Source organism: Sorangium sp. So ce363 (genome assembly GCF_051520435.1).
Lineage (GTDB): Bacteria > Myxococcota_A > Polyangia > Polyangiales > Polyangiaceae > Sorangium > Sorangium cellulosum_B.
On the sequence record NZ_CP150333.1, the window covers coordinates 1,258,370 to 1,273,170 of the forward strand.

Consider the following 14,801-nt stretch of genomic DNA (forward strand, 5'->3'; position numbering starts at 1 on the left):
ATGGTGTTCGTGGGGCGGCGCAGCGCTAGCTCGCCCGCCGCCGCTCCAGGTGCGTCTTCATGGCCTTGAGATCCCCGTGCACCGCCTTCTTGAAGCTGCCAATGAACAGCCGCCCCAGCGTCTCCATGAACCAGCCCATCCCGGCGATCTCGCCCTCCATCTTGAGCAGCGTGCCGGCGCCCTCGGGCTCGAAGACATACCGGAAGCGGTAGGCCCCCCGCCCCGTGGTGCCCTTTTGCCCGTCGACGAAGAGGTCCAGACGCCTGCCTGGCTCCGCCGCCGTGACCTCGAACAGCTCGGTCGATTCCTTGCCGAACATCTTGCGGGTCTCACGCCACATCGCGCCCTTGCCGACGACGGCGCCCGTGAGCTTCTCTACCCGCACGAAATTGGGCATCCAGTCGCCGAACGCGTCGATGTCGGTCGCGAGCCGGAAGACGTCCTCGGGCGATGCATCGAAGCGCTCTTCAATGGTGAACAGGAGCGGCATCTCGTTCTTCTCCTAGGCTTTTCCGCGCGCCGCGCCATCGTGCCGGAACCGATCCTTCTCCGTCAACGAGCGCGTCGAGCGCGCGCCGCGGCCGAGACGCTGGCGCTCCGCCATCTCGCATCGTCCGGCTTCCGTCCGAGCTCCTCGCGCGGCCCGGATCCGGAGTCGCGAGCTCAGCCCTTCTTGCCCGGCGGCAGCAGCATGCCCCGGTTGCCTGTCGCCCCCTGCATCGGGCGGTGCAGGACGATCTTTCGCCCCGCCTCGCGCCCGTGCGCGTGCGCCGCCGTCCGCTGGTTGCCCGCGTGGCGCAGGTGCTGCACGTGCGGGTGGCGCGTTCGATAGTAGCCGTCCAGATCGGCGTCCCTCACCCAGACGAGCCCCTGCTCGACGGACACCTTCCGCTCCGTGTTCAGCTTCTCGAGGAACCCGAGCATCACCCCGGCCTGGTAGGTCCGCCGGTCCTTGTTGCCCTTCACCCCTTGGGTCCGCTTGTGCTCGTTCCACAGCTGCTCGGCCGTGTGGTGCAGGAACGCGTGCACGTAGGCCGCCATCTCCAGGTTCGCCGGCGTCCCGCAGATCTCGAGGACGCTGCCCCGCTTGCCCTCGAGCGGCACGTAGACGGGCACCCAGATCGCCTCGACGAAGAAGTGCTTCCCCAGGATGCCGCCGACGATCCGCTCGGTCTCGCCCACGCGCCCGCTCGGCGCGCCGAGGTGGCGGAATCCGTACTGCCGCGCGGCGCGCGCCTTCGCGACGTCGAGGTTGTACTTCAGCATCAGCCGCTGCGCGGCGCTCATCGCCGCCTGCGCCTCGTTCGCGTTCGGGCTGTCGGCGAGCGCGAGCAGCCGCGCGATGCGATCGAGGATCCGGGCGTCCACGCTCGCCTCCGACGCGCCCGCGTCGCCGCCGCGCGCGGCCCCGCCAGGATCCGCCGGCGAGCGCCCCGCGGCCGGCATCCCGGCCGCCGTCCCGTCGATGCCGAGGCGCGTGCACACCTCGCGGAACGCCGGCCCGTGCGCCGCCTCGTCCCTGACGCCCAGCACCTCGTGCACGTACTGGTGCGCCATCTCGTGCTTCAGCACCTCGATCACGACGCCCCACGGCTGCGTCAGGACGAGCGGCCGCGAGATCTCGATCGCGCGCGTCTCCGAGATCCACCGCCCGAGCCGGCTCGCGGCGTCGGACAGCTCGATGGACGCAGAGCGCAGCTTCCGTCGGAAATGCGTGTAGTTCAGGCTCTGGTAGGCCGCCATGAGCTCGCGCACGAGCGCGGCCTCCAGCTCGGCGCTGAGCCTGACCGCCGTCTCGAGCGGCGACTCGGGCGCGGGCGCGCCCGGCGACGGCCTCGCCTCAGGCTCCGCGGGGGCCTCGGTCGACGCGGGTTCGGCCGGCGGCGCCCCGGCCCCGGAGGCCTGCTGCGCGCCGGGCATCCCGTTCAGGAAGAGCTGCTCCGCCATGCGAACGCCTCCATGGCACGCCTCGCGCGGCGGTCGAAGGGTTTTCTCGTCTCCCGGGCGGGCAGTCCCGGCCGGCGCCGTCACCTCGATGCCACCGAGCCGCCTCAGAAACGTTCCCGATACGCCACGTCCTCGGTAAACTCGCGCGCCTCCGTGCTCCGCTCCAAGGCGCTCAACGATCCTCGGCCGGTCGAGGCCGACGCCGCAAGCCGCTCGTCCCGCGGTTTCGCCCGCGATCTGGGCGCAGATCGCGCCGCGGCGCGCGCGCGGCTGCGCGCCGTCGCCCGCGCCCGCCGCCGCTACGGCCGCCTGTTCCTCGCGCTCCCGCTGCTCCTCATCGTGGTGGCGGACGTCCTCCTCCGCGGCGATCGCCTGCTCGATCTGGGCGGGAAGCACATCGCGAGCTACCTCGGCGCGATGGTCGAGAGCGCCGCGCTCTGGGGGCTCCTGCTCTTCGCGGCCTCGTCGCGGCGGGGCGCGTCGCGGTGGCTCGCGGCGCTGCTCTTCGTGGCGCTCGCGACGCTGTCGCTCGGCGGCCAGCTCTACTTCCACCGCCAGTACGCGACGTACCTCAACCTCGACGCGACGCTCTTCGGGACCTCACTCTCGGCCAGCCTCTTCGGCCAGCTCCGGGCCGACGGCGAGAACTTCTTCCGCTCGGTCCTCCCGCCGCTCCTGCTCGCGATCGCGCTCGTGTGGCTGGGCCGGCGGATCGTGCGGCCCGGCCGCACGGCGTGGGCCCGCGCCGCCCGCCTCGCCGCGCCCGCGGTCGTGGTGGCCGCGTTCGTCCTGCCGTGCTCCTACCGCACGGTGCAGGCCTCCACGCCCGACGTCATCTACTTCCACGCGATCGGCGGCCTGCTCAAGGAGCTCGCCGGCGTCCAGACCACGGCGCAGGTGCGCCCCGGGCTCCGCACGCCGCCCTCGCTGCCGCCTGTCACCCCGCGGCCGGGCCCGCGGCGCAACGTCCTCTTCATCCTGACCGAGAGCGTGCGCGCCGACGCGACGTGCTCGGCGCGCGCGCCCGTCGGCGTCGGGGTCGCCGCCGGCGAGGCGCCCGTCGCGTGCCCCGGCACGCCGCGCATCGACGCCGCGGTCCCCGACCGGCTGCCGCTCACGCAGATGCGCTCGAACGCCTCGACGACGGCGATCGGGCTCGCGGTGCTCTGGTCCGGCCTCCAGCCGGTCGCGACCCGCGAGGCGCTCCACACGGCGCCGCTCGTCTTCGACTACGCGCACGCCGCCGGCTTCGACAGCGCTTACTGGACGAGCCACCACATGATGTTCGCCAACTCGCGCCTCTACGTGCAGGACCTGCCGGTCTCGCACCAGTGCGGCGCGACCGAGCTCGATCCGCTCGCCGACATCGATCTCGGGGCCGACGACCGGCTGCTGTCGGCGCACGTCCGGTCCGAGGTGCTCTCGCTGCGCGAGCCGTTCCTCGCGGTCGCTCACTTCGGGAACACCCACGTCCCCTACCTGGTCGACCCGGAGGACGCGCCGTTCCAGCCCGCCCTCGAGAGCAAGGCGCCGGACGACAACGAGGCGTACCGCAACTTCTACAGGAACGCGGTCTACCGTCAGGACGCGGCCATCGCGGAGCTCATCCGCTTCGTCCGCAGCTCTCCGGTCGGCGAGCGCACGGTCATCGTCTTCACGTCCGACCACGGCGAGGCGTTCCGGGAGCACGGCCAGCTCGGCCACACGGGCTCGATCCTCGACGAGGAGATCCGGGTGCCCGGATGGGTCGACGCTCCGCCGGGCACCCTCACGGCCGCGGAGGAGGGCGCGCTGCGCGCGGCCCGGGACGAGCCCGTCTTCCACACCGACGTGGCGCCGACCCTGCTCGACCTGATGGGCCTCTGGGAGGAGCCTGCGCTCGCGGGGTACCGGGCGGCGATGGTCGGGCACAGCCTGCTCCGGCCGTCGCCCGGGCCGGCGGCGCTGGCGCTCACGAACTGCACCGGGATCTGGGGCTGCGCGTTCAAGAACTGGGGGATGATGCGCGGCAACATGAAGCTCGAATCCCGCGCCTGGGACACCGTCTGGCACTGCTACGACGTGCTCGCCGACCCCCGCGAGCAGCGCGACCTCGGGCCCGCCGCCTGCGGCGACCTGCCCCGGCTCGCGGACGCCCTCTACGGCGGTCCCGCCGGCAGCGTCGACGTCCCCGCCCACCTCCGCGACCTCGCGGTCGGGCCTCGCCACGACTGATCCGGATGACCCAGGACATCGACCGACAGGGCGGCACGCTCGCCGAGCCGCCCGCGTCCCCCGCCATCCGCCCCGCGCGCGCGGACGATCGCGCCGCCCGTGACCGCGTCCGCCCGCGCGCTGCGCGGAGGGCCGCGCTCCGGCGCGGCCGCCTGATCAGCGCTGCCCTCCTGGCCTCGCCGGCGCTCTGGATCCTCGTCGCTGACGTGCTGCGCCGGGCCCGCCACATGACCACGTTCGATCGGCCGCACGCCGCGGGGTACGCCGCGACCGTGGCGGCGTCGCTGGGGTTCTGGGGCCTCTTGCTCTACGTCGCCTCGGGCCGCCGCGGCGCGGCGCGCGGCGCCGTGGGCGCGCTGTTCGTCGCGCTCTTCACGCTCGCGTGCGGCGTCCAGGGGGGCTTCCACGCCCTCTACAACATCTACTGTTCGGTCGACTCCCAGATCCACTCCCAGTCGATCCCCTGGTCGATCGTGGGCACCCTCCCGCTCGGGCACCCGCGCGTGATCGCCCACTTCGCGGTCGCGCTCGGGCTCGCCCTTGGGGCGCTCCGGCTCTCCCGACGGCTCGTGCGCCCCCGGCGGCTCAGGCGGCGCCTTGCCGCCGCGGTCGTGCCGCTCGCGCTGGCCGGCGTGGCGATGATCCCGGTGAGCTACCGGGTGATCCAGTCGTCGTCGGCCGACATGATCTACTTCCACGGCATCACCGCCGTGGTGAAGGAGCACCTCGGCGTCACGAACGACTCACCGGATCTGCGGGTGCAGCGCCGCAACCCGGAGCGCGTGCCGCGGCTCTCGGCGCGGCCTGCGCGGCCGCGGAACGTGGTGCTCATCCTGCAGGAGAGCCAGCGGGCGGACGTGACGTGCGTCGCGTATGATCCGGCCTGCGACAAGGCGACGCCGTTCTCCAACGCCGCCGCGCCTCGCCGCATGCCGCTCCTGCAGATGCGGGCCCACGACTCGACGACGGCCATCTCCATCTCGAACATCTGGTCCGGCGTCCCTCCGACGGAGAGCCTCGCGGTGCTCGGCGCTGCGCCGCTGCTCTGGGATTACGCCCACGCGGCCGGGTGGGACACCGCGTACTGGACGAGCCAGAACCTCATGTTCGGGAACGCTCGGCTCTACGTGCAAGACATCCCGGTCTCGCACCGGGCGGTCGCGACCCAGCTCGATCCGGGCGCCGACCTCGATTACGGCGCCTATGATCGGCAGCTCACGGATCGGGTGATCGAGGAGTGGGGCGAGCTCGTCGAGCCGTTCTTCGCGGTCGTCCATTACTCGAACGTCCATTTCCCGTACGTGAGCGATCCGCTCCACTCGCCGTTTCAACCAAGCGAGCTGACGAAGGCGCCCGAGAAGAACGAGCACTTCAAGAACTACTACAAGAACGTCGTTTACCTGTCGGACATGGCGGTTGGCCGGCTCATCGAGCACATCCGCGGGACGCCGAGCGGCGAGCGCACGGTCATCGTGTACACGTCGGATCATGGCGAGTCGTTCCGGGAGCACTGGCAGCTCGGCCACACGAGCTCGCTCTGGGACGAGGAGATCCTCGTCCCGACGTGGGTCGACGCGCCGGAGGGGACGCTCGCGCCGGAGGAGCGGGCGAGCATCGAGGGCGCGAAGGACACGTTCGTGTGGCACCTCGACCTGGCGCCGACGTTCCTCGATCTGATGGGCCTCTGGGACGAGCCGGGGCTCGATCCGTTCCGCCGGCGGATGATCGGGCACCCGTTGACGCGGCCGGAGCGCACGGTCGCGCCGATGCCGCTCACGAACTGCACGTGGGTGTGGGGTTGCGCGTTCCGCAACTGGGGGATGATGCAGGGGCCGATGAAGATCGAGGCGCGCGAGTGGGACGGCGAGTACCACTGCTTCAACGTGCTCGAGGACCCGCTGGAGCTGACCAACCTGGGAGAGCAGGCGTGCGCGCCGCTGCCCGACCTCGCGCGGGGGCTCTTCCACGAGATGCCGAACGTCACGCCGCCCGGGAGGCCGAAGGTCGACTGGGGCGGGTGAGCCTGTACGGGGCGCAGGGGCGCTACGCGCCGAGGCGTCGCTCGAGGTCCGCGACCTCCAGGCACAGGGAGCGAATGCGGCCGTACCGCGAGGCCGCTTCGCGGGCCAGGATCCCGCGCCCCTCCGCCGGCTCCTTCGACGCCGCCGAGGAGCGGATCGCGGCACACGAGCACCTTGGCCTTGCGGCCGATGGCCTCGAACATCTTCGCGACGATGGGCTCGAGGACGTACTGATCTTTGCGAAAGTCCTCGGGGATGACGAGCACGCGATAGCTCACTGGGCGGCCTCGCCCGCGTCGTCTGCCATGAGCTCCACCATGTCTTCCAGCCACCCCGAGGCGTGGAGCCGAGCGAGGTCCTGCGTCTCGAGGACGCGGTTCAGGTCAGGAAGGTCGACCACCTTGCGCACGCTGGACTCGTCGGCGCCGCGGAGCCGGTAGATGAGGAGAGCGCTCTCTCGGGACTCAGGGCTGAGGAATCCGAGGAGCTGGGGTGAGTGGGTCGTCGCGATGACCTGGACATCCCTTGTCCGACACTGCTGTTCGATGAGCTGCACGAGGAGGTGAAGGCGCGTCGGGTGGATGCCGTTCTCGATCTCCTCGAAGAAATAGAAGTGAGCGGAGTCGGTGTCGAGAAGAGCGGCGAGGATCGCGAGGAAGCGCAGCGTGCCGTCCGAGGCGCTGTAGGCCGAGATCCTGCGCCCGCCCTGCTCCACGAGGTGCACGAGGACGCGTCCGGCGAAATCCTGGGGAAATTCGAGATCCATCACGTCGAGCGGCGTGAGGGCGCGGATCCACTCGAGGAGCGTGTCTCTTCGCTTCGGATCCTGGGAGATAGCTTGCAGTACGGACGAGAGGTTTTCGCCGCGATCCCCGAGCACCTGTCGGCCTGGCAACGAGGGTAGCCGCGCAGCGTCCGGTGAGAGATCCAAATAGCGCATCGAGCGTAGCGTGTGCAGCGTCCGCTTTGCTTGTCTCCGGACGTAACGGGGATCCCTGACCTGCGCGATTGCAGCCGAACTTATCGCAGGCGAGCTTGACAAGGTGGATTCCTCACCACCTCGCGCGAGGCGCACGAGCAAGTGTTCGTTGTCTTTCTGCGTAGGGGCGTTCTCAGCGGGGTGCGAGTCGAAGTCCATGTCTGTGCTCCCGTAGAGGGCCTCGCGTATGACCCTGGGAGCAGCATTCGAGAGCCCGGCCGCGACGGAGATTCGATACTTTATATGGTATTGGTTCTCAATCTCGTTGAGCTCTGCTCCTATCGAGAACTCCGCTCCTCCTCCGAAGACGACCTCCTTTGTGCCGCCTCGGAGCCCTTTCCACTGAAGCTCGCCGCCCTCGCCGTACTTCTCCCCCAGGATCTCCGCCAGCGGTTTCACTGAATCGCTCGACGGCGCGCCTGCGCCCGGTGAAGCGTGCGGACTCTGGACGGGCGGCGGACGGACGGCGCGCGCTCCGGGCCCAGCACGCTCCGCGACGCGGGCGGCTGAGCCCCGCGCGGCGCTCAGCCCTCCTCCAGCAGCGCCGCCTGCACGGCCCTAAAGCGCGTGCTCTGCGCCGCGCCCTTGCGTCAGGCGAGGTGGATCGTGTTCCGGGCGCCCCGGCGCCCCCTGCCCGGCCGCGGCCCCACCACGACGACCTGCTTCGCTGCGACCGCCTCGGCGATGAAGTAGTTCGGCAGGACGGACGAGGAGGAGCAGGCCGTGGGCCTCGCGACCGTCGTCCCGTTCGCCCTGGAGTCGCGGCTGCGCTCCCTGGGCGCGCGCTACGAGCGAGCGCCGGTGTGGAAGCCGTTCGCCGTCCGGCATGGCCGGCTCGTCACCGGGCAGACCCCGGCGTCCTCGGCGCTGGTCGCGCGGGAGACGCTCGCGGCGCTCGCCGAGCAGGAGCCGAGGGAGAGCGCGCGCTGAGCGGGCGCCGCGCTGGACCGAGGCCCGGCGCCGATCGGGCGAGAGGGCGCGTCGCGGTCCCACGTCGCGGAGGCGGAGCGAGCTGGTAAGGCCGAGCGAAGCGTCGCGACACCTCGCTCGGAGGCGCTATGCTCGACGCGTGCCCGCCGCACAGAAGCCACACCCAGCCACGGTGGCGGATCTCCTGGCCATCCCCGAGGAGCAGCGCTTTCACGAGATCCTCGACGGCGAGCTCGTGCGGAAGGCCGTCCCTTCGTTCGAGCACGGCGACGCGCAGTCCGCCATCGTCGCGCACGTGAAGATCCCCTTCCAGCGGCGCCCCGGAGGCCGCTGGCCCGGAGGATGGTGGTTCGCCACCGAGATCGAGGTCGAGTTCATGCCGGACCAGGTGTACCGGCCTGATGTGGTCGGCTGGCGTCGCGAGCGCGCGCCGGAGCGGCCCAGCGGGTGCCCTGTCCGGATCCGGCCCGACTGGGTCTGTGAGGTGCTGTCCCCGAGCAACGCGCGCAACGACACGGTCAAGAAGATGCGCGTCTATCAGCGCTGTGAGCTCCCCCATTACTGGATCGTCGATCCCCGGGAGGAGACGCTGACCGTGCACCGGTGGATCCCGGAGGGGTACCTCGTGGCGCTCCGCGCGGAGCGGGGCGAGCGCATCAGGGCCGAGCCGTTCGATGCGCTCGAGCTTCAGGTCGGCGTGCTCGTCGGGGACGAGCGCGAGGACGACTGACGGCCCCCCGCCGCCCCGCGGGGGAGGGCGGCCGCGGTCACAGGTCGCGGAGGTCGAGCGCCCCGATGAAGTCGGACTTGCCGACGTCGAGCCCGTTGTGCCGCAGGATCGAGTACGCGGTGGTTGCGTGGAAGTAGAAGTTGGGGAGCGCGAAGCCGAACACGAACTCCGGGGCCTTCATGCCCTTGCCCGGCAGGAAGAAGAGCGGAATCGTGCGGTCTTCCGCGCCCTTCAGCTGCTCCGGCTTCAGCGCCTTCACCTGCTCGATCGCCTTGCCGATGCGCGCGCGCAGCTCCGCGAGCGTCTCGTCGCCCGTCTCGAGCTGCGGCGGCTCCCCGCCGGTGAGCAGCGCGCTCAGCCTCAGGGGCCAGGCGATGACGTTCTGGAGCTGACGCCTGAGGTTCCATTGATCGGGCGCGAGGCGCGCGGTGAGGAGCACCTCCGGATCGAACTTCTTCTGCTGTGCGTAGGCCTCCGCCTTGTCGAGCCAGACCAGCACCTGGCCGAGCATGCGAGTCATCTGGGGGAACGAGCTGTCGTAAAGGCTCATGATCTTCTCCTCGTCAGCAGGAACAGCCGGCGCCTCTGGTCCACCCGCAGCCTCCGCGCGTCAACTCCGCGCGCGCGCCGGTCGCGGTCCACGTCGCGCGGTCGCCTGGAACGGCAGTCGAGCCCGGTTGTACGCTTCGAGGAGAAGTGACGCGCCCGGCGGAGCCTCAGGCGGCGGCGGGGCTCGCCGGGGCTCCGCAGGCCGCCCGTGCGCCGCTCAGTCGACCCGGTGGAACACGCCCGCTGGATCGAGGGTCCACAGCTTCGCGCCGTCCGCGCCGCCGTCCGGCGTCCGGACGTGGATCAGCCGGATGCCCTTCTGCTCCAGCTCGGCGAGGATCGCGGGATCCAGGCCGGGCTCGAGGCGAGGCTCGAAGATGAAATCCTCCGAGAAGTTGTGGTGCTGCGGGTGGTACGTCTGCGCGTGGTAGCCCCTGAGCACGATCGGTGCGCTCGTCAGCCCCTCGATGCGCGTCTCCACCCACTTGTGGAGCGGCGCCGTGTACCCCGCCGTGGGGCCCGTGGGGGCCGGCGGCCAGTAGAACGAGGTCTCCACCGTGACGCCGGACGCCCACGAGAGCGAGCGCTCCTGGAGCAGCGCGCCCGCCACCGGGGGGCCGTCCGCGGGACAGGCGTCGAGCTGCACCACCTCCGAGGACACGTCGAGCGGCGTGCCGTCCCACTCGAGCGCCGGCACGGGCGTGGCGTAGGCGGCGCTCAGCATCATCCCGACGTCGCGCAGCGCGACCAGCGGGCCCAGCGACGGCGGCAGGAGCTCGGGCACCGGGGAGGCGGCGAGAGCATAGGTGATCTCCGAGGCCCCGGCGCCGTCCACGAAGGAGTCCGTGGCCGTCTCCTCGGCATACGCGTGGGACGCGGCCGGCCACGCCGCAGGGCTCCCCGAGAGCGTCGTCACCGATCCACCGGAGAGGTAATCGAGCCGCGCGTCCTCGTCGAAGAGCGTGCTGGCGAGCGCCGCCGGCGTGAGGAACCCGCTCTTCGCCGAGAGCCTCGCGCGCACCTTGAGCCGGTGGTTCGCGAACACGTTGCCGAACTCGCCCTGGAAGGTGCAGACCTCCCGGGGCTCGTCGAGCAGGAACGGCGTGAGGCTCGGCGCCGTGTCCGGGAGCGCGACCTCGCGCACCTGCTTCACGACGAGGTCTCCAGGCTTCATCTTCTTGAACTCGTAATCGAGCAGGAACGACTTCCTGCCGGGGTTCACCTCGCTGAACCGCGCCTCGACGCGGCCGAGCAGCGCGGCGAGCGCGAGGTAATCGTCCTCCCATTGCATCACGTGGCCGCCGAGCGGGACGAGCGTCGAGCCGGACAGGAGGTAAACGGAGGTTTCCTGGTCGAAGAGGCTCGCGGTCACGACCTCCGGTTGCGCTCCGCCTTCCGGGTTGGTGACGGACGTCGCCCCGAGCTGCGTCACGATCTGGATCTGGTCATTGACCAGCTCGCGCCGCTCGAGCGTCGCGACGCCGTTCGCCATCTCGTCGTCGTCAGGATAGGAGTGATGGACGAGGACGCCCATCCCGACCTCGGCCTCGTCGACGCCATGGAGGAGCCGGGCGAGGAAGGCGTTGTCGTTGTAGAAGCTCGCGTACACCTTGCGGATCGCGCGGAACACGCCGCGCTCGCCGGCCTCGCCGGGGTCGCACAGGCTCGGCCCCTCCTGGTCGGCGTCCCGATCGTCGGCCAGGCAGCCGCTGTAGCTGTCGTAGAGGCCCGCGCCCGTGAAGACGGCGCTGTCCTCCACGTTGGTCGAGCTCCGGAACCGGATCTTCTTCGTGGGCGTGAAGCCCTCGAGCGCCGCCTCGATCGCCTGCCGCTGCCCCGCCGAGAAGGCGGTCTCCCCGGTGATCCGCGCGCGGATCGCCGCGAGATCGGCCTTGAGCACCAGCATGTCGGGCGGGTAGCTATGGCCCGCGAGGCGCTCCGCGATCTCGGCGCGCAGCGTGCGGCCGCCGGGCACGACCTGATCGAGGAAATCGTCCCAGAGATCGAACGACAGCGCGACAGCGACATCGGAGTTCTCCGGGATGGCGTCCCGCAGCAGGCCATAGTTCGCGGCCTTGCCCCCGAAATGCACGATATCCGCGGGGCCGAGATCCTCGGTGGATCCGGCGTAGGCGCCGAGGGGCTCCTTGGGCTGGATCCCGAGCTCGCCGGGCCGCTTCAGCGCGAGCAGCTGCTCCCTGTCCGCCGGCGCGATCCCTCCGGCCTCGAAGAGCACGGCGCGGCAGATGGACCCGTATTGCAGCGAGGCCCGCAGCGCGACCTCCTCGCCGTCGAGCGCCTTTGCCGCCTCGGCGGCGGCCGGATCGCCGAGGTAGACGAACGGGATGCCGAACGAGGTCGCGAGGAGGGCGGTGTGCGCGTTCGGCGTCGCGGGCGACAGCGAGACGATGCCCGCCACATACGGCACCTCCGCAGGGATGGAGTCGGTGAGCAGGATGTCCTCGGCCCGGAGCTCGCCGCTCGCGTAGGCGGCGTCGATCGCGTCCGGCGGGACATAGCGGAGCCGGCCCACGGCCCAGCCCGTCGCATAACACGCGTCGCCGTCCAGCCACCGCTCGACCGAGCTCACCGGGAAGCCGCTCGCCTCGAAGAACGCGCTGTTCTCCGCGGCCGACGCGGCTTGCTCGTACGTCGGGAAATAGAAGGGCCGCGCCCCCTGGGGCGCGATGACGCTGTCCTTCACGAGCTCCAGGACGACGCGCGCCACCTCGGGGTCGTAAGCGTCCTGGCGGACGAGCTGGATGCCGTACTCCGGCACGCTCTCCGGGGTCGGCGGGAAGAGCACGGCGCCGAGGATGGCCTTCTGCCCCTCCTCGTGCAGCGAGACCTGGTCGAACTCGTCCCGCGACATCTCGAAGAACGGGTCGAGCCGCGCCGTGGCGAACTCGCCGTGGAACGGGAACTTGTTGCTGTCCTGGTAGTAGACCTTGGTGGGGTCGTGCATCAGCACGGTGAACTTCACCCAGCCTGGCGTCTCGAAGGTCGCGGGCCAGGCGGCGAAGGGCTCGAAGGGGAAGCTGATCTGGTTCTTCCAGTCCTCCGATGGCGTGATGTCGATCGGGTAGGTGTCGACGGGCCATGACGCGCCGCCTCCGGCGCTCCCGCCGTCCCCCCCGCCTTCGCCGCCCGCGCCGCCTTCGCCGCTGGTGGCGCCTCCGCTGCTGGTGGCGCCGCTGCCACCCGCGCCCGCTGACGAGTCCTCTCCGCAGGCGGCGAGCGTCCCCGCGCCGAGGAGCGCGAGCGCAAGACAAGCCGGTCGACCGATTCGCTGAAGTCTCATGAACAACATCGCGGTACAACTGCCGTGCCATCGTGCTGCCAGCGGCGTCTCTGGGCTGCGCGGCGGGGCGTCGCTGTCGCGCGCGTGGCGCACGCAGGCACAGCCGTACGGGCGCGGCGCGGCTGCTCGCGCGGGTCTGCTCGCGGCCACCCTGCCGATTTTTCTTGGGGTTTCAACCGGTTCGGCGTTCTACGATGCCGCCATGACCGAGCGGAGAGCGGCGCTGATCGTCAACCCTGCTGCTGGCCACGCGGGCGATTCGGTCGAGTCGCTGCCTGCCCGGCTCCAGCGCGAGTTTGCGCTGAGCGTCTACGAGACGAGCGCGGAGCGCTCTGCCGCCGCCTGCGCCGACGCAGCGCGCCGCGAAGGGGCCTCCCTGGTGATCGCGGCGGGCGGCGACGGGACGATCTCCAGCGTGGCGTCCGCGCTCCTCGGGGCCGATGCGTGCCTGGGTGTCCTGCCGCTGGGAACGGCGAACTCGATCGCGCACTCCCTGGGAATCCCGGCCGACCTGGAGGGGGCGATCGACGTGCTCGTCCACGGTGAGCCGACGCGCATCGACGCCGCCCGCGCCAACGGGAAGACCATGATCCTGCTCTCGGCGGTCGGGCTGCACGCCGACACGGTCGGCGAGACCCCGCAGGACGAGAAGCAGCGCTGGGGTGTGCTCGCGTACATCCGCACCGGGCTGAGGAAGCTGATGAGCCTCGAGCCGTTCGTTGTCGAGATCGAGACCGAGGACCAGCGGATCCACTGCCGTGCGGTCGCGGTGACCGTCGCGAACATGGCGCCTCCGCGCACGGTGCTGGCGCAGGGGCCGCCCGTCCTGTCCCCCGACGACGGGCGGCTCGACCTGACCATCGTGTCGGCCACGACGCTGGTGGAGGCGGTCGCGACCGGACTGCACCTCCTGAGGACCGCGATCGACGGCGAGCCGGCCGAGCGCGACAACATAGGTTTCCTCGCCGCCCGGCGGGTCTGCATCACGACCGATCCGCCCCAGAACGTGCTCATCGACGGCGAGGAGGCCGGGACGACGCCGCTCGTGGTGGAGTGCCTCCCGCGCGCCCTGACGGTCATGGCGCCCCGCCGCGAGGAGGCCCGTGAAGCGCCGCCCGCCGCGGAGGTCGAGGTGAAGCTCGCGGGGTTGCCCGAGCTCGAGGTCGAGCCGAAGCCGTGAGGCGCGCTCGGGCCGCGAAGGCCCGAGGAAGACCCAGACGACCACGATCCGGCGTCGCGTCGCGGCGAGCAGCATCGTGACGGCCTCGTCAGGGGGGGAACCGGAGCCGCCCGGCGTAAGGAAACGTGGTTCTGCCGCGGCAGGGCTCGATTCTTGACCTTTCATCGGGAGCGCAGAGGAATGCGAACGACGTTCTGGGCTTGTGTGGTGGGGGTGTGCTTGGCTTGCGGCCTCTCGGGGCTGGGCTGCGGGGGAGACGACGACGGGGCGACGCCCGGCGACTCGGCGGGTTCGGCGGGAGGCGGGGGCTCCGGGGCCGCGTCCTGCTCCGGACTCGACACGTCGGCGCTCGTCAGCGAGCTCTCGCCCGCGGAGGTCGAGCAGGCGTGCAAGGGGTATCGCCGCTGCAGCGCCGAGCAGGTGACCGTCGAGTACGTCTGCCTCATGCAGGGCGTGCTCGGCGCGGCGTACGGGGACGACGCCGGGACCAGCGACGCCGAGCTGCAGGCGAAGTGCTCCGAGCTGGTCGAGGGGTGCATGGCCGACCCGAGCCAGGCAGAGCAGCTGATGGATCAGGCCCTCATGGAGGTCGACGCAAAGCCCTGCGGCCAGCCGACGCAGTGCACGGCCACGATCGCGGAGATCGACGCCTGCGCCGCCGAGGTGCGAGCGTACACGCGCGATGTGCTCCCCGAGTGCAGCGCGCTCACCATGGCGTTTTACGAGCAATCCGACGAGGACCCCGCCGTGCTCGATGGGGCCTGCAGCAAGCTCAACGTCGGCTGCCTCCCGCTCCTCCTGACGCCAAGCGATGATTGACCGGAATTGACTGGAAGGCGCGCGTCCCGGACCGCTGCGCTCCCTGCCGCGGTACAGATGGCCGCTCTGGATCGCGGCGCCGCCCCGGCAGAGCGGCCTGCCCACGCCTTTTCCCGTCTGTCCCAACGTGA

11 protein-coding genes are annotated in these 14,801 nt (G+C 71.1%); 6 read left to right on the plus strand and 5 right to left on the minus strand.

The features are described from left to right. Positions 1-25 precede the first annotated feature (25 nt). Both WMF12_RS04710 and WMF12_RS04715 read right to left on the minus strand, forming a co-directional pair. Positions 26-490, minus strand: a complete 465-nt coding sequence (locus WMF12_RS04710) for an SRPBCC family protein (RefSeq protein WP_012233582.1) — start codon at positions 488-490, stop codon at positions 26-28. A gap of 173 nt (positions 491-663) precedes the next feature. Further along, on the minus strand, positions 664-1,947 hold the full coding sequence (locus WMF12_RS04715; protein ID WP_437866806.1) for a SprT-like domain-containing protein: 1,284 nt from the start codon (positions 1,945-1,947) through the stop codon (positions 664-666). 153 nt (positions 1,948-2,100) lie between these two features. On the opposite strand from WMF12_RS04715, the gene WMF12_RS04720 reads away from it, so the two are divergent. Together WMF12_RS04720 and WMF12_RS04725 are read left to right on the plus strand one after the other, a co-directional pair. Next, the gene (locus tag WMF12_RS04720; protein WP_437866815.1) at positions 2,101-4,161 is read left to right on the plus strand and encodes a sulfatase-like hydrolase/transferase; all 2,061 of its coding nucleotides are present in this window, start codon (positions 2,101-2,103) and stop codon (positions 4,159-4,161) included. A gap of 5 nt (positions 4,162-4,166) precedes the next feature. Further along, complete coding sequence (locus tag WMF12_RS04725; RefSeq protein WP_437866824.1) at positions 4,167-6,182, plus strand: sulfatase-like hydrolase/transferase; 2,016 nt, start codon at positions 4,167-4,169, stop codon at positions 6,180-6,182. Positions 6,183-6,456: 274 nt separating this feature from the next. Here WMF12_RS04725 and WMF12_RS04730 read toward each other — a convergent pair whose 3' ends face one another. Beyond that, the gene (locus WMF12_RS04730; RefSeq protein ID WP_437866851.1) at positions 6,457-7,560 is read right to left on the minus strand and encodes an AAA family ATPase; all 1,104 of its coding nucleotides are present in this window, start codon (positions 7,558-7,560) and stop codon (positions 6,457-6,459) included. 324 nt (positions 7,561-7,884) lie between these two features. Here WMF12_RS04730 and WMF12_RS04735 point away from each other — a divergent pair, with 324 nt between their 5' ends. Further along, positions 7,885-8,091, plus strand: a complete 207-nt coding sequence (locus WMF12_RS04735; protein ID WP_437866866.1) for a hypothetical protein — start codon at positions 7,885-7,887, stop codon at positions 8,089-8,091. Positions 8,092-8,230: 139 nt separating this feature from the next. After that, positions 8,231-8,821: a Uma2 family endonuclease gene (locus tag WMF12_RS04740; RefSeq protein ID WP_437866877.1), complete on the plus strand. Its 591-nt coding sequence runs from the start codon at positions 8,231-8,233 to the stop codon at positions 8,819-8,821. 37 nt (positions 8,822-8,858) lie between these two features. Here the strand turns inward: WMF12_RS04740 and WMF12_RS04745 are convergent, their stop codons facing one another. Beyond that, positions 8,859-9,371 (minus strand): DUF1993 domain-containing protein, encoded by a 513-nt coding sequence (locus tag WMF12_RS04745; RefSeq protein ID WP_437866886.1) that lies wholly within the window; start codon positions 9,369-9,371, stop codon positions 8,859-8,861. 216 nt (positions 9,372-9,587) lie between these two features. Next, entirely contained in the window at positions 9,588-12,671 is a 3,084-nt protein-coding gene (locus WMF12_RS04750; RefSeq protein ID WP_437866896.1) for a PEP/pyruvate-binding domain-containing protein, read from the minus strand. Positions 12,672-12,828: 157 nt separating this feature from the next. On the opposite strand from WMF12_RS04750, the gene WMF12_RS04755 reads away from it, so the two are divergent. Both WMF12_RS04755 and WMF12_RS04760 read left to right on the plus strand, forming a co-directional pair. Further along, positions 12,829-13,851: a YegS/Rv2252/BmrU family lipid kinase gene (locus WMF12_RS04755; RefSeq protein ID WP_437747943.1), complete on the plus strand. Its 1,023-nt coding sequence runs from the start codon at positions 12,829-12,831 to the stop codon at positions 13,849-13,851. Positions 13,852-14,031: 180 nt separating this feature from the next. Further along, positions 14,032-14,670, plus strand: a complete 639-nt coding sequence (locus tag WMF12_RS04760; protein WP_437866904.1) for a hypothetical protein — start codon at positions 14,032-14,034, stop codon at positions 14,668-14,670. The last annotated feature ends 131 nt before the right edge of the window (positions 14,671-14,801 follow it).

Coding starts and splice junctions, on each gene's coding strand:
- WMF12_RS04710 (WP_012233582.1), bottom strand. CDS start 490: ATGCCGCTCCTGTTCACCATTGAAGAGCGCTTCGATGCATCGCCCGAG.
- WMF12_RS04715 (WP_437866806.1), bottom strand. CDS start 1,947: ATGGCGGAGCAGCTCTTCCTGAACGGGATGCCCGGCGCGCAGCAGGCC.
- WMF12_RS04725 (WP_437866824.1), top strand. CDS start 4,167: ATGACCCAGGACATCGACCGACAGGGCGGCACGCTCGCCGAGCCGCCC.
- WMF12_RS04745 (WP_437866886.1), bottom strand. CDS start 9,371: ATGAGCCTTTACGACAGCTCGTTCCCCCAGATGACTCGCATGCTCGGC.
- WMF12_RS04750 (WP_437866896.1), bottom strand. CDS start 12,671: ATGAGACTTCAGCGAATCGGTCGACCGGCTTGTCTTGCGCTCGCGCTC.
- WMF12_RS04760 (WP_437866904.1), top strand. CDS start 14,032: ATGCGAACGACGTTCTGGGCTTGTGTGGTGGGGGTGTGCTTGGCTTGC.